This is a genomic window from Streptomyces sp. NPDC047515 (assembly GCF_040643055.1).
In the GTDB taxonomy this organism is placed as follows: Bacteria; Actinomycetota; Actinomycetes; order Streptomycetales; family Streptomycetaceae; genus Streptomyces.
Map to the genome: position 1 here is coordinate 111,680 of NZ_JBEYTM010000005.1, position 19,473 is coordinate 131,152.

Here is a 19,473-nt window from a genome sequence, read left to right on the forward strand (position 1 = left end):
CCCCTCCGGGGGCGCGCCTCCTTCTCGGGCAGGGGCGCACGGGCGGGAGTGCACGGGCCGGGTCCACGGCGGGGGCACACCCGGCTCACGGCGCTCACCCCTCGAACACTTCCGCTCACGTGGCGCATCTCACCCGTCCGCCTCCGTCACGTCCCCGTTTTGGCCCTTTCCAAGCCCCGCCCCGCCCCCCACCGGCGTTCTCACGGTCCGGGGACGGTGGACGCATGGCTATGGAAGTCGGGCAGCGGCGCGTCACGCACCCGGCTGGGGCAACCGGGGGCGGAAGGCCGGGCGGCGCGCGAAACACGGTCGTAAGCTCCCAGACATGCAGGTCATCCAGTCCACGAAGCTCGCCAATGTCTGTTACGAAATCCGGGGCCCTGTGCTGGAGGAGGCGATGCGGCTGGAAGCGGCCGGTCACCGCATCCTCAAGCTGAACACCGGCAACCCTGCCGCGTTCGGGTTCGAGTGCCCGCCCGAGATCCTCGAAGACATACTGCGCAACCTCGCCGGGGCGCACGGTTACGGCGACGCGAAGGGGCTGCTGTCCGCACGGCGAGCGGTGATGCAGCACTACCAGACCAAGGGGATCGACCTCGACGTCGAGGACATCTACCTGGGCAACGGCGTCTCCGAGCTGATCCAGATGTCGATGCAGGCACTGCTCGACGACGGCGACGAGGTCCTCGTACCGGCTCCGGACTATCCGCTGTGGACGGCGTCGGTGTCGCTGGCCGGCGGTACGGCCGTGCACTACCGGTGCGACGAGCAGGCCGACTGGATGCCGGACCTCGCCGACATCGAGCGGAAGATCACCGACCGCACCAAGGCGATCGTGATCATCAACCCGAACAATCCGACGGGTGCGGTCTACGACGACGAGATGCTGCGCGGGCTGACGGAGATCGCCCGGCGCCACAACCTGGTCGTCTGCTCCGACGAGATCTACGACCGGATCCTGTACGACGGAGCGACCCACACCCCGACCGCGACGATCGCCCCCGATCTGATGGTGCTCACCTTCAACGGGCTCTCCAAGAACTACCGGGTGGCCGGGTACCGGTCCGGTTGGCTGGCGGTCTGCGGCCCCAAGGCGCACGCCTCCTCGTACATCGAGGGGCTGACGATCCTCGCCAACATGCGGCTCTGCGCCAATATGCCGTCGCAGCACGCCGTGGCCACCGCGCTCGGCGGCCGGCAGTCGATCAACGAACTGGTGCTGCCGGGCGGCCGCATCCTGGAGCAGCGGGATGTCGCGTACGACCTGCTGACCTCCATTCCAGGTGTGACCTGCGTGAAGCCGAAGGGGGCGCTGTATCTCTTCCCGCGCCTCGACCCCAAGGTCTACAAGATCAAGGACGACCGGCAGATGGTCCTCGACCTGCTGCGGGCCGAGAAGATCATGGTCGTGCACGGCACCGGGTTCAACTGGCCGGAGCCCGATCACTTCCGCGTCGTCACGCTGCCCTCGACCGAGGAACTGACGGACGCGGTGACCCGGATCGCGCACTTCCTGGACGGCTACGGGCAGCCGTGACGGGTGGCTGATCGTTCCCTGAGCCATCTCGGAATCGATCACAAACAACTTTAGACTGAATCCAAGCTAAGATGGTTCCACAGCAACACCAGGAGGCCATCCATGTACGAACCGATCCGCACCAAATCGGTCCACACACCGGCCGACCACGCCGACGACTTCCCGCACCGTTCCCGCGAGGAAGAGCTGGACATCCAGCTCGCCGGGCACCTGGCCGCGCTTCTCGCGGTCACCGACGAGCTGGACCTCGGCGTGGCGGGCGACCGCATCGCCGAGCAGGTCGCCAGGCTGCGCGGCGCGCCGCCCGCCCGGCACGCCGGTCGAACCGATGCACCCGCGCTCACGCTCCACCGCCGTGCACACGCCCTCGCGGGCCGAGCACTGGTGGTGGCCGCGTCCCGTGCCGACACGGCCGTCGCGATCCTCGCGGCCGAACGCATGGACGCCCACGCGGCGGCGGTCGACGCCGCCACCTGCCCCGCCGCCCCGTCGCGACTGGTCGGCGCCCTCTGACGGCCCCGGTCCACGGGCCGTCGAGGCGCGTGGACCGGGTGCCACCCATCCGTACCCCGGAGGCAGGACACCGGAGCGCCGCGCTCCCGTTCCGCCTCCGTTTTCGTTGCGTACTGGGATGCTTACTTCACCTCCCGTCCACCCAACTCCGCCTGGAATGTGGGTTTCCGCGAGCAGGCTTCGCGTGTGAGACGCATCGTGGGAATCGTCCTGGCGGTGCTGCTGATCGGCGGAGTGGCAGTAGCCGTCGCAGTGGGCCGCGACACCAGGGACACGAGCACGGCAACGAAGACCGTGCGTGGAGTGATCGGATCGGAGAAGGCCGAGTTCTTCGCCGATCCCGACGTGGTGAAGGCCCTTGCCGGCAAGGGGTTCACCGTCAAGGCGGAGACATCCGGGTCCTGGGCCATGGATCAACTCCCCCTCAAAGGCTATGACTTCGCCTTCCCCGGCTCGCAGGCCCCGGCCGACGAGCTGGGGCGCAGGTTCTCCGTCAAGGGCGGACCGCTCAGGCCGTTCTACTCGCCACTGGTCGTCGTCGCGCACCGCGGCGCCGCTCAGGTGCTGGCGGACAACGGACTCGCGACGCTGAACGGAAAGGCCGGCGGCAAGCTGCTCATGGGCCCGTACCTCAGGGCCGCGCGGGCGGACCGGACCTGGCAGCAGCTCAAGGGCGCCGAAAAACATGCCGAGTTGACCGGGACCGTCTTCATCACCAGCACCGATCCCGTCTCGTCCAACTCCGGCGCGCTCTACCTCGCCGCGGCCTCGTACGTCGCCGACGGCGGCCGGGTCGCCGCGGACGAGGCCGCGATCGACCGCACCGCGCCGCTGCTGAAGAAGCTGATCCAGGTGCAGGGCGCGCAGCAGACCAGCAGCGACGCCCCGTTCAGGGACTTCATCAGCGGCGTCGGCAATCCGCTGGTCCTGGTGTACGAGTCGCAGGTCGCCTCGCTGCTGATGCAGAAGCAGGAGGCCGGGGACCTGGTTCTCCTCTACCCCGACACGACCGTCTCCAGCGACCACACCCTCGTCCCGCTGACCGGCACCGGCCGGCGACTGGGCGAGCTGCTCTCCACCGACCCGGAGCTGCGCGGGCTCGCCGTGCGGCACGGGTTCCGGCCCCAGGGTGCCGCGGCCGAGTTCACCGCCGCCACCAAGGGCCACACCGACTACATCGACCAACAGCTGACCGGGGTCCGTCAGGCGCCCGTGCCCACCGCCACGGTGCTGCGCGCGATGGCCCGGCGAACCCGCGGCTGATGATCCACGCCTCCCAGGAGATCCCACCCATGACCCAAGAGCCCCAGCCGCCCGCCCTCATCCCGCCCGACGGGGCCGCCCCGCCGCTCGTCCTCACCCCGCCGGAGCCGGTCGCCCCGGTCCGCGCCGAGCAGGCCGCCGGTCTCGTACCGGTCGACGATTCGGTACGGGCGGAGATGACCCGCCGTGCCACCGAGTACATCGGCGGCCTTGCCGGGCTCGACGCCCGGTCGCCCGAGTTCTCCACCCGGATCGGGGAGATCACCTCCCTCGGGCAGGCCGACATCCGCGGCGCCGCCCAGCAGTCCAACCGGATGCTGGAGCGCACCGTCCGCTCGCTGTCCGGTTCCGGGGAGGGCGACGCGCAGACCCGGGTCGGCACCTCCCTCGTCGAGCTGCGCCGCACGGTCGAGGACCTCGACCCGCGCGACACCCCGGGCCGCGGCGCCCGCCGGCTCCTGGCCAGGCTCCCGGGCGGCAACAGGCTCCGCGACCACGTCGCCAAGTACGCGTCCGCCCAGTCCACCCTGAACAGGATCGTGGGCTCGCTGCGCGGCGGGCAGGACGAGCTGCGCCGTGACAACGCCGCCCTGCACACCGAGCGCACCCGACTCTGGGAGACCATGGGCAAACTCCAGGAGTACGTGGTTCTCACCGAGGCACTGGACGGCGCCGTCGAGCAGCGCATCGCGGCGACCGCGGCCACCGACCCGGTGCAGGCGGACGCGCTGCGGGCCGATGTGCTCTTCCCCGTGCGGCAGAAGCACCAGGATCTGCTCACCCAGCTCGCGGTCTGCGCGCAGGGGTACCTCGCGATGGATGTCGTACGCCGGAACAACGACGAACTCATCAGGGGCGTCGACCGGGCCGCGACCACCACCGTCTCCGCCCTGCGGATCGCCGTGATGCTGGCATCGGCGCTGGAGAGCCAGCGCAAGGTGACCGAGCAGGTGCAGGTGCTGCGCTCCACGACCGAGGACCTGATCCGCGGGAACGCGGAGATGCTCGCCGGCCAGAGCGGCGAGATCCAGCGCATCGCCGCCGATCCGGCGGTGGGCGCGGAGACGCTGCGTACCGCGTTCCAGCAGATCTACCGGACGCTCGACGCCATCGACACGTACAAGGTGCAGGCGACCGAGTCGATGGCGGCGACCGTGGAGTCGCTTTCCATGGAACTCCAGCAGGCCGGCGCCCACTTGGCGCGCAGCCGGTCCGCCGGTGCCCTTGAGGGCGGGGGTCTCGGATGACGGGCCGTCCCCGGCGGCGGCCGAGACGGCTGCGGCGCCGGGTCACCCGCTCGCTCGCCTCGCTGCTGGCCGTCGCCGCGCTCGTCCCGCTCGCCGCCTGCTCCGCGTCGGACGCCGGACCGTCCGGCGGTCCGACGAAGGACGACGGCGCCCCGCACCCCGGCACGCTGCGCGTCCTCGCCTCCAGTGAACTCGCGGACATGAAACCGCTGTTGGAGCAGGCACGAAAGGCGACCGGGATCACCGTGCGGCCCACCTGGACCGGCACGCTCGACGCCGTCGAACTGCTCGGGTCCGGCAAGGCCGACGGTGCCTACGACGCGGTGTGGCTGTCGTCGAACGACTATCTGCGGCTGCACCCGGACGCGGCCCGGCGCATCACGTCACAGACCCCGCTGATGGCTTCGCCGGTCGCCCTCGGGGTCCGCCCGGCCGCCGTGAAGCGGCTGGGCTGGAAGCCTTCGGACGTCACCTGGTCGCAGGTGCACCGGGCGGTCACCGAGGGCCGGCTGACCTATGGAATGACCGACCCGGTCCGTTCCAACTCCGGTTTCTCCGCGCTGGTTTCGGTCGCCTCCGGACTCTCGGGCGCGCAGTCCGCCCTGACCGACGCCGATGTGCGCGGGGCGAGCGGGAAGCTCAAGGAGTTCTTCGCGGGGCAGCGGCTGACCTCCGGCTCCTCGGGCTGGCTGGCCACCGCGTACGCCCGGCGCGGCACGGTCGACGCGCTGATCAACTACGAGTCGGTGCTGCTCTCGCTCAACCGCGACCGTCACACCGGGCTGACCGTGATCCGTCCCCGCGACGGGGTGGTGACCGCCGACTACCCGCTCGGCGCGCTGACCGCCGCCGCACCGGAGGCGAAGGACTCGGTGCGCGCGCTGACGGCCTACTTCCGCACCCCGGCCGTTCAGCGGCAGTTGACCCGGCAGACGTTCCGCCGACCGGTCGTGCCCTCGGTACGGCCCGCCGCGCCGCTCGCCGCCGAGGCGCGCCGCGAACTTCCGTTCCCCGGCTCGCGGTCGGTCGCCGACGGGCTGCTCCACTCGTACGAGAACAAGCTCCGCCGGCCCTCGCGCACCGTGTACGTCCTGGACACCTCCGGCTCGATGAACGGGGAGCGGCTGCGGCAGCTGAAGGCGGCACTGACCGGGCTGACCGGGGACTTCCGGGAGCGGGAGGAGGTCACGCTGCTGCCGTTCGGCTCGTCAGTGAAGCAGGTCCGTACGCATACGGTCGACCCCGCCGATCCGCGGCGGGGCCTGGCGGCGATCGAGGCGGACACCGCCGCGCTGACGGCGAGCGGCGAGACGGCGATCTATTCGAGTCTGGAGTCGGCCTACGAGCACCTCGGCGACAGCACCGAGTCCGCGTTCACCTCGGTGGTGCTGATGACGGACGGCGAGAACACGGCCGGCGCCACGGCCGACGGCTTCGCCTCCTACTACCGGTCGCTGCCCGCCGCGCGGCAGGCCACTCCGGTCTTCCCGGTCGTCTTCGGCGACTCGGACCGCGGCGAGCTGGACCGGATCGCCACGCTGACCGGCGGCCGGCTCTTCGACGCGACGAAGGACCAGGGGCCAGGCTCCCTGGACGGGGCGTTCGAGGAGATCCGTGGCTACCAGTAGGCCGCGGGGCGAGGCGCGGGGCAGGTCCGCGAACAGGGCCCTGGCCTACGTCGAATCGCGGAAGAACCTCACCGGGAGCGCCTGCGGGATCGCCGGCCTCGCCTTGACCTTCACCGGGCTCGCGGGGGCGTACTGGCCGGTGGTGGTCATCGGGCTGTACGGCGCGGGCGCGCTGATCGCACCTCCCGAGCGCCCGCCCGCCCCGGACTTCCCCGATCCTTCGTCCCAACTGGAAACGCTGCGGGACGACTTCGGGACCCTGCGGGCGTATCTGGACGAGGTGGAGCTGCCGCCCGCCGCAGCCGGCCGGCTCACCGAACTGACGGAGCTGCTGGCGGGGTTGCTCGCCCCAGGCTGGGTGTCCCAGGCGCTGGCCACCGACCCGGAGGGCGTCCACGCCCTGTCGCGCGCCGTGCACCAGGACATCCCGGAGTCGGTCGACACGTTCGTACGGACCCGATGGTGGACCCGCATCGCGCCCGGCACGGAACCGCCCGAGCGTCATCTGGAGCGGCAGCTGGCGCTGTTGCACCGGGAGGCGGAGGCCTTGGCGACGGCGCTGCGGGAGGCGGAGGCGCTGCGGCAGCAGACCCACACCCGGTATCTGGAGGACCGGGGCCACAACGGGTAGCGCGGTGGGGCGGCGGTCCGGGTGACGGCCCGGACCGCCGCTCAGGGAAGCGGGACGGTGCCCGTCAGTTGCGGGCCCGTATGGGCGCCGGCCACGGGACCGTCGGCCGTGTGGCGGCCCCCGGAACCGTGAGGGGATTCCGGGGGCCGTACCGCGGCGGGTCGTCGACCCCACAGGTCAGGGCGGATGTCCAAAGACCCGGCCGCGGGGTGCGTGAGGGCGCACCCGCGCGGGGTGCGCCCGGGGCGTCAGCCCAGGCGCTGGACCAGCGCGCGGTACTCGTCCCACAGCTCCTTCGGCGCGTGGTCACCGAAGGTGTTGAGGTGCTCGGGGATCAGCGCCGCCTCCTCGCGCCAGACCTCCTTGTCGACGTCGAGCAGGAAGTCCAGGTCCGCGTCGGAGAGGTCCAGGCCCTTGGTGTCCAGGGCGCCCTTGGCGGGCAGGACACCGATCGGGGTCTCGACGCCCTCGGCCCTGCCGTTCAGGCGCTCGACGATCCACTTCAGGACGCGGCTGTTCTCGCCGAAGCCGGGCCACACGAACTTGCCCGCGTCGTTCTTGCGGAACCAGTTCACGTAGTAGATCTTCGGGAGCTTCGACTGGTCCGCCTTGTCCGCGCCGACCTTGATCCAGTGGGCCATGTAGTCGCCCATGTTGTAGCCGCAGAACGGCAGCATGGCGAACGGGTCGCGGCGCAGCTCGCCGACCTTGCCCTCGGCGGCGGCGGTCTTCTCGGAAGCCACGTTGGCGCCCAGGAAGACGCCGTGCTGCCAGTTGAAGGACTCGGTGACCAGCGGTACGGCCGAGGCGCGGCGACCGCCGAAGAGGATGGCCGAGATCGGCACGCCCTTCGGGTCCTCCCACTCGGGCGCGATGATCGGGCACTGGCCGGCCGGGACGGTGAAGCGGGCGTTGGGGTGGGCGGCCGGGGTCTGGGACGCCGGCGTCCAGTCGTTGCCCTTCCAGTCGGTGAGGTGGGCCGGAGCGGTCTCCGTCATGCCCTCCCACCAGACGTCGCCGTCGTCGGTGAGCGCGACGTTGGTGAAGACGGAGTTGCCCCACATGGTCTTCATGGCGTTGGCGTTGGTGTGCTCGCCGGTGCCGGGCGCGACGCCGAAGAATCCGGCCTCGGGGTTGATCGCGTAGAGGCGGCCGTCCTCACCGAACCGCATCCAGGCGATGTCGTCGCCGATGGTCTCGACGGTCCAGCCGGGGATCGTGGGCTCCAGCATGGCGAGGTTGGTCTTGCCGCAGGCGCTCGGGAACGCGGCGGCGATGTACGTCGGGGCGGCGGCCTCGCCCTGCGGCGGCGTGAGCTTGAGGATCAGCATGTGCTCGGCGAGCCAGCCCTCGTCGCGCGCCATGACGGAGGCGATGCGCAGCGCGTAGCACTTCTTGCCGAGCAGGGCGTTGCCGCCGTAGCCGGAGCCGTACGACCAGATCTCGCGGTCCTCGGGGAAGTGCGAGATGTACTTGGTGCTGTTGCACGGCCACGGAACGTCTTCCTGGCCCTCTTCCAGGGGCGCGCCCAGCGTGTGCACGGCCTTGACGAAGAAACCGTCGGTGCCCAGCTCGTCCAGGACGGCCTGCCCCATGCGCGTCATGGTGCGCATCGAGACGGCGACGTACGCGGAGTCGGTGATCTCGACGCCGATCGCGGAGAGCGGCGAGCCGACGGGCCCCATGCAGAACGGCACGACGTACATCGTGCGACCGCGCATGGAGCCGCGGAACACCCCCTTCTCACCCGTGAAGATCTCCCGCATCTCGGCGGGGGCCTTCCAGTGGTTCGTCGGACCCGCGTCCTCCTCCTTCGCGGAGCAGATGAACGTGCGGTCCTCGACGCGGGCGACATCGCTCGGGTCGGACGCGGCGTAGTACGAGTTCGGGCGCTTCGTCCCGTCCAGCTTCGTGAACGTGCCCTTGGCCACGAGCTCCCCGCACAGGCGCTCGTACTCGGCCTCGGAGCCGTCGCACCAGACCACCCGGTCCGGCTCCGTGATGGCTGCGATCTCGTTCACCCAGGAAACGAGTTCCTGGTGGTCGGTGGGGGCAGTGAGGGGAGCCGCGATGTCGCGCGCCACGATCGCTCCTAGATGAGGGTGTCTGTTTGGTAGTTGCCCCGTGGGGGCTGCGACCCGGACGCTTCGACCCCTTCGAATCCCGTTGGCGCTCATCCGGTGCCGACCGCACTCATTTGATCATCCGACCGTTTGGCCCATATGTCCAGGGGGCCGCACACGTGAGCATCGCCACTCGCGACCCTTACCTACGGTGCCGTAGGTACGATGCGGGAATGACTGCCGCCGCCGCCGCGCCCGAGCCAGCCGGGCTGGAAACAGCCGAGTCCGACACCGCCCCGCCGAAGCCACGGATGCGAGGCTGGCTGCACGCCGGGATGTTCCCCGCCGTGATCGTCGCGGGGATCGTGCTGATCGCACTGACGGACAGCGTCCGCGGCCGGCTCGCCTGCGGTATCTACGTCCTGACCGCGTGCCTGCTGTTCGGCGTGAGCGCCCTTTACCACCGCGGCACCTGGGGCCCGCGCGGCGAGGCGGTGCTCCGCCGGCTCGACCACGCCAACATCTTCCTGATCATCGCGGGCACCTACACCCCGCTGACCCTTCTCCTGCTCCCCGAGGCGACCGGGACGCCACTCCTGTGGGCGGTCTGGGCGGCGGCGGCAGCGGGCATCGCCTTCCGGGTGTTCTGGGTCGGCGCCCCGCGCTGGCTCTACACGCCCTGCTACATAGCGATGGGCTGGGCCGCGGTCTTCTTCCTGCCGGACTTCATGCGGACCGGCGGGATCGCGGTGCTGGTACTGGTCGTCGTCGGCGGACTTCTCTACAGCGTGGGCGGCGTCATCTACGGCATCAAGCGCCCCAATCCGTCGCCGCGGTGGTTCGGCTTCCACGAGGTCTTCCACTCGCTGACCCTGGCGGCCTTCGTCGTGCACTACGTCGGCATCTCGCTGGTGGCGTACAACCACAGCTGAGCACCCCTCCACCCCTCCCCCGCAATGGCCGTGGCTTGAAAGCCGCGGCCATTCGCCATGCCAGGACCCCGGCGGGCCGCACACATTGACACTCACCATCTTTTGAGAGTTACTTTCACTTGACTCTGACTCTCAAAGGGGCGTTCTCATGAATCGACGCTGGTGGGCCCTGGGCGCGCTGGTCGCGAGCATGCTCGTCCTCGGATTCGACATGACGATCCTCAATGTGGCGCTGCCGACCATGGCCGGACAGCTCGGCGCCACCACAGGTGAGCAGCAGTGGATGGCCGACGCCTATGTCGTCGTCTTCGCCGCGCTGATGCTCCCGGCCGGACTGCTCGGGGACAGTTCCCCAAGCTCTCAGCTCCGTTCGAGCAGGGGAGACCCCACTGGCCGTCGCGGATGCTCATCACCGGCCTCGGCATCTTTCTGATCGGCTCGCTCATCGGCTCACTGGCCGACGCCGTACCGGCCGTCGTGACCGCCCGCTGTGTGATGGGCATCGGCGCGGCCCTCGTCACGCCGCTCGCGCTGGCCGTGCTGCCCTCGCTGTTCGGCGCGCCCGAGGACCGGGTCAAGGCCATCGGTATCGTCTCGGCCGCCTCCGCGCTGGGACTGCCGCTCGGCCCGATCCTCGGCGGCTGGCTGCTGGACCACTTCTGGTGGGGCTCGATCTTCCTGATCAACATCCCGATGGTGGCGATCTCCATCGCGGCCTGCGTGTTCCTGCTCCCGGAGACCAGCGACCCGGCCTCCCCGAAGGTCGATGCCGTCTCCACCGCCCTGACCGCGACCGGTCTCGGCACGCTGATCTACGCGATCATCGAGGCGCCCGGGCGCGGCTGGGGCGACCCGCTGGTACTGGGCATGCCGGCCGCCGGTGTCGTGCTGCTCGCCGCGCTCGTCGTACGGGAACGCGGCGCCGAGCGCCCGATGCTCGACATGTCCCTGCTGCGGCAGCGGCCGTTCCTGCTGAGCGCGCTCGCCGCGACGCTGGTGATGTTCGTGATGTCGGGGCTGATGTTCATCCTGCCCGGCTACCTCCAGGCGGTCCTGGGCCACGACGCCTTCGGCACGGGGGTACGGATGCTGCCGATGATGGGCGGGCTGATCGTCGCCGCGAAGACGGGCGCCCCCGTCAGTCGGCGGTTCGGGGCGCGCACCACGATGACGGCGGGCCTGGTCGTGCTCGCCTTCGCCGCGCTCCTCGGCAGCCGTACGACGGTCGACAGCGGTTACGGCTTCACGGCGCTGTGGCTCTCCGTGGCCGGGGCCGGCTTCGGCTTCGCCGTCGTCCCCGCGATGGACGCCGCGCTGGCCGCCCTGCCCGCGGACCGTGCGGGCAGCGGATCGGGGCTGCTGATGACCGTACGGCAGACGGGCAGCGCCCTCGGGATCGCGCTGCTCGGCAGCCTGCTCGCCGGTGCGTACAGCGGCCGCCTCGACACCACCGGCGTACCGGCCGCCGCCACGGACACGGCCGGTGACTCGGTCGTCGCCGCCCATGCCGTCGCGGCGAAGCTCGGCGCGCAGCGGCTGGCCGACTCCGCGGACGCGGCGTATCTCCACGGCATGAGCGTGGTGCTGCTCGTCGTCGCTGTCACGTCCCTGGTGTCGGCGCTGCTGGTCGGGGCGTTCCTGACGAACCTTCCCGCCGAGTCCCGGGAGGGGACGGACGTGGCCCCCGCGCCCGTCGATGCCTGACAATGGCGACCATGGCCGCCACCTCCCGTCCCCCTTCCGTTTCCGCCCTCGGGACGCCTCCCGCGATGGGGCTGCGCGAGCGGAAGAAGCTCAAGACCAGGATCGCGATCCGCCGGGCGACGTACCGGCTGATCTCCGAGCAGGGATACGACGCGACGACGATCGAGCAGATCGCCGAGGCGGCCGAGGTGTCGCCGAGCACCGTCTTCCGGTACTTCGCGACCAAGGAGGACATCGTCCTCACCTACGAGTACGACCCGATCATGGAGGCCGAGCTGCGCAACCGGCCGGCCGACGAACCCCCGCTGGAGTCGCTGCGGTTCATCATGGCCGAGGCGCTGACGGCGTTCCTCGCGAGCGAGGAGGAGGAACTGCGCCAGCGCACCCGGCTGATGGTGGAGGTCCCCGCCATCCGGGCGCGGATGACGGAGACCATGTCGGACACGGCGAAGGTGCTGGCCAAGGCGCTCGCCGACCGCAGCGGCCGCAACCCGGACGACCTGGAGGTCAGGGTGTTCATCGCGGCGGTGCTGGGGGCGATGCGCGAGGTGACGCTGTACTGGGGCGAACACGGTCTGGAGGGCGACCTGATCGCATTGATCAACCAGGCGCTGGACATGCTCGAAGGCGGGCTGACGCTGTAGCCGGGGCTCCGCCCCGGCCGGTTTCCTCCTCGCCCCGCTCCCCGGCCGGTTCCTCGCCCCGTTCCCCGGCCGGTTTCCTCCTCAGTCCTCCGCGGGGACAGTCCTCAGGCTCCGCGCCAGCTCCCGCGGGTCCGTCGTCGGGGCGTCGCAGACGAAGTGCCTGCACACATACGCCGTCGGCGCCCCGCCCACCAGCGGCCGGTCCGCCAGCAGCGGGAACTCCGTCCCCGCCGTCTCCCCCGCCGCCACCACCGCGCCGGGCGCCCGTCCCAGCAGCGCCGTACGGTGCAGTTCACCGCCGACCGGCCCGGCGACCGCGACCTCGCGCGGCCCGTCGAGCAGCGCCTCGGCGACCGCGAGCCCCCAGCCGATGAAGCGGGGAACGCGCGGGCCGAGCGCCTTCACCACGCCCAACGCCCCTTCCGCGGCGGCGCGGTGGGCCTCCGAGCCGGTGTGCGCGGCGTACGAGAGCAGCGCGCCGGCCGCTGCCGTCCAGCCCGCCGGGGTCGCGCTGTCGGTGGGGTCCTGCGGGCGGCGGATCAGCTGCTCGGCGTCGTCCGCCGTGTCGTACAGCTGCCCGCCCTCTCCGGTGAAGTGCTGGAGCACGGTGTCCAGCAGGAACCCGGCGAACTCCAGCCAGACGCCCTCGCCGGTGACCGCGGCCAGGGCGAGAAAGCCCTCCGCGACATCGCCGTAGTCCTCCAGGACCCCGGCGTGCCCGCCGGACCGCCCGTCCTTCGAGGTACGGGACAGCCGGGCGACGTCGCCCATGTGGACCCGGACCAGCAGATCCGCCGCCTCGGTGGCGCGCTCGACCAGATCGGGGCGGTCGAAGTACGCCCCCGTCTCGGCGAGCGCGGCGATCGCCAGACCGTTCCAGGCGGCGACCACCTTGTCGTCCCGCCCGGGGCGGGGGCGCAGCTCACGGGCGGCCAGCAGCTTGGCCCGTACCTCGGCGGCCCGGTCCGCGTCCACCGCGGCGCCGGTCCGTGCGAGCCGGAGGACCGAGGCGCCCTCCTCGAACGTGCCCTGCTCCGTGACACCGAAGTACTCGGCGGCGAAGGCCGCGTCCTGTTCGCCCAGGACCTCCCGCAACTGCTCGGGCGTCCACACGTAGTACGCGCCCTCGACGTGCCGGCCGGCTCCGTCCTCGCTGTCGGCGTCGAGCGCGGAGGCGAAGCCGCCCTCCGCCGTGCGCAGCTCGCGCACCATGAAGTCGGCGGTCTCCAGGGCGACCCGGCGGGCCAGTTCGGAGCCCGTGGACCGCCACAGGTGCGCGTAGACCCGGCAGAGCAGCGCGTTGTCGTAGAGCATCTTCTCGAAGTGCGGAACGACCCATTCCCGGTCCACCGAGTAGCGGGCGAAACCGCCGCCGAGCTGGTCGTACATCCCTCCCATGGCCATCGCCGCGCAGGTGTCGGCGGCCATGTCGAGGGCGCCTTCCGCGCCGGTGCGGGCATGGTGGCGCAGCAGGAACTCGATGATCATGGACGGCGGGAACTTGGGCGCGCCGCCGAACCCGCCGTGCTTCTCGTCGTACTCCCGGGTGAGCCCGAGGAGCGCCTGCGCCAGCTCCGGTTCGCCCGGCAGCCCTTCGCCGCCGTGGGCGAGGGAGCGCCGGGTCAGGTCGTGGACGATGCGTCCGGCGACCTCGGTCACCTCGTCGGGGCGGTCGGTCCAGGCCGCCGAGACCCCTTCGAGCACCTGATGGAAGGAGGGCATGCCGTGGCGCGGCTCGGGCGGGAAGTACGTACCGAAGTAGAAGGGTTCGGCGTCGGCGGTCAGGAAGACGGTCATCGGCCAGCCGCCCTGCCCGGTGGCGGCTTGCACAGCCTCCATGTACACAGCGTCCACGTCGGGACGCTCTTCACGGTCCACCTTGACGCACACGAAGTGCTCGTTCATGTACGCGGCGATGTCGTCGTCCTCGAAGGACTCCTGCGCCATGACGTGGCACCAGTGATCAGTCGGCTAAGTGGCACGACGAATAGCCCACCGACAGAAGGATGGGTACGTCGCGCCTCTTTGCCTCTTGCATCGCCTCCTCTCCCCATGGCCACCAGTCGACTGGATTGGTGGCGTGCTGGAGGAGATAGGGCGACTGGGAGCTGGCCAGTCGGTTCATACGATCCAGCCTCTCACAACACCCGACCCGGCCGGCGAAGCCCGCACGGACCCGCCTCGCTTGGCCGAATTGCACCTATGGGCCATCACGTGGTGGACGACACCTTCCCCCGCGTAACCGTGGACATCGACTTCGGGGACAGGGCAGTCCTCGGGGGCATGCATGGCAAGCGGAACAGGTTGATGTCGAACTTTTCCCGGCGCTCTCCCGAGTCGGGCGACCCGGTGTCTCAGAACAGTAGGCTGAGCGCAGCAGGGCTGAGCCTGTCGAGGCTCCTCGAAGGAGGTACACCATGACCGCCGAGATGGTGGCGCCCGCGTGGATGCATACGCAGATCAGCGCGGAGCAGTACGACTCCTGGTCCGAGGAGCAGTGTGCCGGCATTGAGATCGTGGACGGGATGGTCGTCGTGAGCCCAAGCGCCTCGAAGCGGCACAACCGGCTGGCCCGGATCCTGGCCAATGCCCTGGACGCCGCCGCAGGCCCGGACTGGAACGCCGACACGGACTTCGATGTCCGACTGCAGGACGTTCCCCTGACCAACCGCCGTCCGGATGTCACCATCTACCGGGCGGAGACCATCGACCTCACGCCCACCCGCCCCGAACACGTGCTCCTGGTCGTCGAGGTCGTGTCGCCCGGCTCGGAGACCACCGACCGGATCGTGAAGGTGGACCAGTACGCCAAGGCCGGCATCCCCTTCTACTGGCGGGTCGAGCAGGCCGCCACCGGCGTCCCGATCGTCTACACCTACGTCCTCGACCCCGCCACCAAGGCCTACCGGGAAGGCGAGATGTTCACCGGCGTGATCAAGGCTGCCGCGCCCTTCTCCGTCACTGTGGACCTGGGAGCCATCTGACGACCAGCATTCGCGTGGTCAGCAGCATCAACAGCCGGTACAGGCCGACGGGAGTCGGTCACGCACACACGGCAGGCGAGCACAACCACGCCCCGCCGCCAGGCTGAGCTGTAGCCTCTCGTCGTCACCGGTGCCGACCGGCGCGGCGGGGGAGGGGTAACAGTGTCGGCAAGAGTCTCTCGGAGCAGAAGGATCGAACGGGCAGGGGTCAACGCGCTCCGGACGCTACTGGAGGCACACGATCAGATCGTCCAGGAGATCGACGGTGGCAACGACTTCGGCGAGGATCTGTTCGTCATGCTTACTCGGGAGGGTGAGCGAACTGGTTCGTCGATCACCGTTCAGGTGAAGAGCGGTGACAAGTACAAGCGGGCGAACGGCTACGCGATTGAGGTTCCCCCGGCGTGCGGGAGGTGCTGATCAGCTGGTCAGGGCGGGTTGACGGGGTTTCAGGTTCGCTCGTTCGGCCGTTGCCTGGTCGGCGTAGTGCTTCTCCTCGAACTCGATCGGGCTGAGGTAGCCGAGCCGTTTCTGGATGCGCCGGGAGTTATAGAACCCATCGATGTACTCGAACAGCGCCAGGTTCGTCTCGGCCCGGGTGGCGAAGACGCGGCCGCGGATGCACTCCGTCTTGGTGATCATCCACAGGTTCTCCGCGAGGGCGTTGTCGTACGAGTCTCCGACCGAGCCCATGGACGCCTGAACTCCCGATCGCAGCAGGCGAGTTGTGAGCTTGATCGACGTATATTGACAGCTGTGATCCGCGTGATGAATGAGCTGTCCGGGCTCGACCTCGCGGGAAGCGAGGGTGTACTCGAGCGTGGACAGCACCAGGTCGGCGTCCGCACGGGCGGAGGTCTCCCAGGCCACCACCCGGCGGAAGAACGCGTCCCGGATTGCGGACAGCCACAACGGGCCCTCGCCGGTCGCGATCACCGTCAGGTCGGTGGCCCACAGCCGGTTCGGTGCACTCGCGGTGAAATCGCGCTGGACCAGGTCCGGGGCCAGGGTGGCCCTGGGGTCCCGGCGCGTGAAGCCCTTGCGACGCGGGCTGATCCCAGCGAGGTCGGCCTCGCGCATCAGGCGCTCGACCCGCTTGCGGCCCACGTGGACGCCCTCACGCTTGAGCACGGCATGCACGCGCGGCGAGCCGTAGATCCCGCCCGAGTCGGCGTGGATCTCCTTGATCTGCTCGGTGAGTTCCGCGTCCCGGCGCATGCGTTCGCACGGCTCGCGCTCGGCACGGCGCCAGCGGTAGTAGGTGGAGGAGGGGACGGACAGTTCCCGGAGTACGGGCTCGACCCCCAGGTGCGGGTGCTCGTCGAGGAGCGCCGTCACCTGGGCCGGGTCGGGTCGAGCTGGGCCGCGAAAAAAGCCGAGGCCGTCCGCAGGACCTCGTTCGCCCGCTTGAGCTGGGCGTTCTCCTTGCGCAGCGCGGTGAGCTCGGCGCGTTCGTCGGTGGTCAGCCGGTCATCGCGCTCGCCGGCGTCGGCCTCGGCCTGCCGGATCCAACCGCGCAGGGCCTCCGGATGCACGCCGAGATCGACGGCCAGTTTCTTGATCTGCGGCTTCGGATCGGCGGTGCGGTACACCCGTACCGCACGCTCACGCAACTCGAGCGAGTATTTCCTGGGGGCAGCCATGGTCGATGTTCCTCTCATGAGAACCATCTGCCCCTCTGTCACCACAGTCCGCATCTCGGGGGAACCTCACAGGCAGCTTTCCCGGCATACCGGGAAATCGAGCGCTGGCGGATGAGCGCGCCCGGCGGGATGTCCAACGCCGTCTACTGGCCGGACCAGGACGCCCGCCCCGTGGAGCTTCCCGGTCGCGTGGCGTTGGAAGTCAACGACGGCGGCCGTATCGTCGGCGTCCGCGACTTCCCCGACTCGTCCGTGTTCCCGTTCACCGCGGTCATGTGGGAACCGGCCCGGGGGCGCACGACGGCTCTCGGAGACAACGAACTGGGTTCGTACGTCCTGGCGGTCAACGCCTCGGGCCGGTCCCCGGCTACGCCGTCGCGGCGTACGAGGGGAAGCACTACAACACCGCCGTCTGGTGGGACCCGCCCCGGCGCTGAGGGTGTCCCGGGCGCCGCCTGGACCGTAGCCGACCAGGCGGCGCCGAGCACTGCGCAGCCCAAGGGCTGTCCCGCAATCCCCGGCGGGCGACGGGACAGCCCTCAGCGCGGTGTGACGTCCTTGACGAACACGATCCCGTCACTGCTCGCCACGTTGGCCCGGGTTCAGCGGGGAGTAGCCGTACCAGGGGGACTCGCGGTGAACGAGCGTCATATCGCGGACGGCATCGGCCAGTCGGCCGGCGTCGATGACACAGCGGTCCTCCGGGACCGTGCACAGGACCCCCTCGATGGTGTCGGGGGGCGGAGCGTCGACATCCCGGTGGCGAAGCGTACCGAGGAGGGTGGTCAAGAGGGCGTACTCATCGCCCAGTTGGTCGCTCACGGTCATCCCGCCGCTCGGCCACTCCACCAGCTGGTCGCCCAGGTGCATGGAGCTGTTGTTCCGCTGGAGATGGCCATTGTGACCGTTCGCCAGCACCGGACCCCGCTCGGCGATGGCGAGCAGATTGGCGGCCATCATCGATTCCCGCTGGCCCAGCAGCCGCGCCACGCGGTTCGGTGACGCGTCGGCCATCCAGAAGTGGTACTGCAGCAGCCCGGTGGCGGTCCGACCGTACATCCGTGCCCGGTCCGACTCGTCCCGCGAGGACGCCTCGATCAGGTGCCGCGTCTGCGCGTCGAGCAGGGCTACCAGTTCGTCGGCGAGCTGCCGCAGCTGTTCGGCCTCGGGCGTCTGCCCCACGGACTGGGACGGGTCCATCATCGCGCCGGGTTCGGCCCACCGGTCGTCGGCGCCGAGCAGGCGGTCGAGCGTCTGTGCGGTGCAGGGAAGCAGATCGGCTTCGACCCGCGCGGTGAGGTAGGCGTGGAGCGCGGTGAGGGACTGCCGAGGGCTCGCGGCGCCGTCGTGCTCCAGCGGGGCTTCGAAACCGGCGAAGCGCAGCTGTTCCGACGCGGGCCGGCTGCCGTTGTACTCGCGCATCCAGCGCACCAGTTCGCGGTTGCCCGCGGACGCGTTGAACCACTGGTGGCTGAAGCCGCGCTCCATGACCTCGTCGAGTGTGCCCGTACCCGAGGTGACGTAGTCGTCCACGACCAAGCCCCTCAAGCAGTCGCTCTCAAGCGCGATCGTCCGGAAGTGCTCCTGCTCGACGAGTTGCCGGAAGAGATCGTTTCGCAGCTCGGACAGGACCTCTTCGCCGTGGGCGGGCTCGCCCAGGGCAAGCAGCCGCGGCCGGGCCGGGAGCAGCCCCATGACGGAAGGAGCGTCCACGGCCCGCGCAGCGTCTTCGACAGCAGCAGTCATGCTCTCCACGTATCCGCGATGGGGTCACGTGCGCTCCCGGTCCAGGATGTCCGAGACCAGCCCGGCCACGTCGCCGGCCACGTGGAAGTGCCCGCCCGGTCGCACCCTCAGTCTGAATTCGCCCGAGGTGACACCGGCCCAGTCCGCCAGCCGCGTCTCCTCCACCAGCGGATCCCCGACGCCGTGGCAACAGCTGACCGGGCAGGACAGCGGCTTGCTGTCGGAACCGGCCTCGTAGGTCGCGTGCGCTCGAAGGTCCGAGCGCAGCGCCGGCGTCACCATCTCTCGCAGCTCCTCGTTCTCACGATGCCGGCTGCCTTCGCCGAAAGCGCTCTGGGTGCCCGCAAGCGGCAAGCAGTCGCTCGCCGCGGCGCTTACTTTTACGCGCCACCGAGCCGCTTCCACGTGTGGATGAACGACCTGATGACCCGAACGATGGCCCTCCCCGGCATCCGCGGTCTCGCCCAGCGCGGCATCAAACGGCAGACCTCCTGAGGAGCGACCCGAAACCTTCAGGTCAGGATCGCTTCTCCGCCGCCACCAGCGCTCGGCGGCGGGTGAGCCGTCTTCCCGGTGCTGACGGATGTGGACGCAGTGCTCGGGCACCCACTCGGGAGAGGCGGCCAACTGGTCTTCGCCCCAGGCGTCCATGTCTTCGCCCGGTTGCTCACCGTAGGCGCACTCCTTGGAAACGCACCGGGTCAGAGCTACCTGGTTGTCTTCGCCGCCGTGTCACCAGTGGCAGCTCGCGCACCGACGCCGAGCAGCACCGGCACATTCCGCCTGCGCACCTCCTCGAACGTCTGAGAGCCTGTCCCGGGCCACCGGTCGACGGCATGGTCGGCATGGTCGGCATGCCCGAGGAAGTACGGGGAAGTCTCACGGTCCAGGCGATTCGGCACAGCCACAGCTTCACTCGGGCCCGGTTGATCGCCTCG

14 protein-coding genes and 3 pseudogenes are annotated in these 19,473 nt (G+C 70.2%); 11 read left to right on the forward strand and 6 right to left on the reverse strand.

Features of this window, described 5'->3' with window-relative positions; genetic code table 11:
* The first annotated feature begins 325 nt into the window (after nucleotides 1-325).
* The 6 genes from ABZ826_RS05900 (at nucleotide 326) to ABZ826_RS05925 (ending at nucleotide 6,819) form a co-directional block, all read left to right on the forward strand.
* On the forward strand, nucleotides 326-1,537 hold the full coding sequence (locus ABZ826_RS05900) for a pyridoxal phosphate-dependent aminotransferase (protein WP_361442780.1): 1,212 nt from the start codon (nucleotides 326-328) through the stop codon (nucleotides 1,535-1,537).
* Nucleotides 1,538-1,639: 102 nt separating this feature from the next.
* Nucleotides 1,640-2,050 carry a hypothetical protein gene (locus tag ABZ826_RS05905; RefSeq protein WP_361442783.1) on the forward strand — a complete coding sequence of 137 codons (411 nt, stop codon included), beginning with the start codon at nucleotides 1,640-1,642 and terminating at the stop codon, nucleotides 2,048-2,050.
* Between the two features lie 159 nt (nucleotides 2,051-2,209).
* Nucleotides 2,210-3,313, forward strand: a complete 1,104-nt coding sequence (locus ABZ826_RS05910) for a hypothetical protein (RefSeq protein WP_361442786.1) — start codon at nucleotides 2,210-2,212, stop codon at nucleotides 3,311-3,313.
* Between the two features lie 29 nt (nucleotides 3,314-3,342).
* Nucleotides 3,343-4,560 carry a toxic anion resistance protein gene (locus tag ABZ826_RS05915; RefSeq protein ID WP_361442789.1) on the forward strand — a complete coding sequence of 406 codons (1,218 nt, stop codon included), beginning with the start codon at nucleotides 3,343-3,345 and terminating at the stop codon, nucleotides 4,558-4,560.
* On the forward strand, nucleotides 4,557-6,188 hold the full coding sequence (locus tag ABZ826_RS05920) for a VWA domain-containing protein (protein WP_361442792.1): 1,632 nt from the start codon (nucleotides 4,557-4,559) through the stop codon (nucleotides 6,186-6,188). Before ABZ826_RS05915 ends, ABZ826_RS05920 begins: the two co-directional genes overlap by 4 nt.
* A gap of 40 nt (nucleotides 6,189-6,228) precedes the next feature.
* Nucleotides 6,229-6,819: a hypothetical protein gene (locus tag ABZ826_RS05925; protein WP_361443152.1), complete on the forward strand. Its 591-nt coding sequence runs from the start codon at nucleotides 6,229-6,231 to the stop codon at nucleotides 6,817-6,819.
* A gap of 248 nt (nucleotides 6,820-7,067) precedes the next feature.
* On the opposite strand, the gene ABZ826_RS05930 is transcribed toward ABZ826_RS05925, so the two are convergent.
* A complete protein-coding gene (locus ABZ826_RS05930; RefSeq protein ID WP_361442795.1) occupies nucleotides 7,068-8,903 on the reverse strand; it encodes a phosphoenolpyruvate carboxykinase (GTP) in 1,836 nt (611 codons plus the stop codon).
* A 212-nt stretch (nucleotides 8,904-9,115) separates the two neighbouring features.
* On the opposite strand from ABZ826_RS05930, the gene ABZ826_RS05935 reads away from it, so the two are divergent.
* From ABZ826_RS05935 to ABZ826_RS05945, 3 genes and pseudogenes are all read left to right on the forward strand, one after another.
* Complete coding sequence (locus tag ABZ826_RS05935) at nucleotides 9,116-9,814, forward strand: hemolysin III family protein (protein WP_361442798.1); 699 nt, start codon at nucleotides 9,116-9,118, stop codon at nucleotides 9,812-9,814.
* A 148-nt stretch (nucleotides 9,815-9,962) separates the two neighbouring features.
* Nucleotides 9,963-11,518 (forward strand): annotated as a pseudogene (locus ABZ826_RS05940) (MFS transporter).
* 11 nt (nucleotides 11,519-11,529) lie between these two features.
* Nucleotides 11,530-12,162, forward strand: coding sequence for a TetR family transcriptional regulator (locus tag ABZ826_RS05945; RefSeq protein ID WP_361442801.1), 633 nt, complete (start codon nucleotides 11,530-11,532; stop codon nucleotides 12,160-12,162).
* Between the two features lie 81 nt (nucleotides 12,163-12,243).
* On the opposite strand, the pseudogene ABZ826_RS05950 reads toward ABZ826_RS05945, so the two are convergent.
* Nucleotides 12,244-14,287: pseudogene (locus tag ABZ826_RS05950) on the reverse strand (thioredoxin domain-containing protein).
* Nucleotides 14,288-14,579: 292 nt separating this feature from the next.
* Here ABZ826_RS05950 and ABZ826_RS05955 point away from each other — a divergent pair.
* Nucleotides 14,580-15,146 carry a Uma2 family endonuclease gene (locus ABZ826_RS05955; protein WP_361442804.1) on the forward strand — a complete coding sequence of 189 codons (567 nt, stop codon included), beginning with the start codon at nucleotides 14,580-14,582 and terminating at the stop codon, nucleotides 15,144-15,146.
* A gap of 162 nt (nucleotides 15,147-15,308) precedes the next feature.
* Entirely contained in the window at nucleotides 15,309-15,566 is a 258-nt protein-coding gene (locus tag ABZ826_RS05960; protein ID WP_361442807.1) for a DUF4365 domain-containing protein, read from the forward strand.
* Here the strand turns inward: ABZ826_RS05960 and ABZ826_RS05965 are convergent, their stop codons facing one another.
* The 4 genes and pseudogenes from ABZ826_RS05965 to ABZ826_RS05980 form a co-directional block, all read right to left on the reverse strand.
* Complete coding sequence (locus tag ABZ826_RS05965; RefSeq protein ID WP_361442810.1) at nucleotides 15,567-16,484, reverse strand: IS3 family transposase; 918 nt, start codon at nucleotides 16,482-16,484, stop codon at nucleotides 15,567-15,569.
* A complete protein-coding gene (locus tag ABZ826_RS05970) occupies nucleotides 16,481-16,789 on the reverse strand; it encodes a transposase (RefSeq protein ID WP_361442813.1) in 309 nt (102 codons plus the stop codon). Before ABZ826_RS05970 ends, ABZ826_RS05965 begins: the two co-directional genes overlap by 4 nt.
* Nucleotides 16,790-17,328: 539 nt before the next feature.
* Nucleotides 17,329-18,535: pseudogene (locus tag ABZ826_RS05975) on the reverse strand (erythromycin esterase family protein).
* Nucleotides 18,536-18,559: 24 nt separating this feature from the next.
* A complete protein-coding gene (locus ABZ826_RS05980) occupies nucleotides 18,560-19,186 on the reverse strand; it encodes a thioesterase domain-containing protein (protein ID WP_361442816.1) in 627 nt (208 codons plus the stop codon).
* Nucleotides 19,187-19,473: the final 287 nt, after the last annotated feature.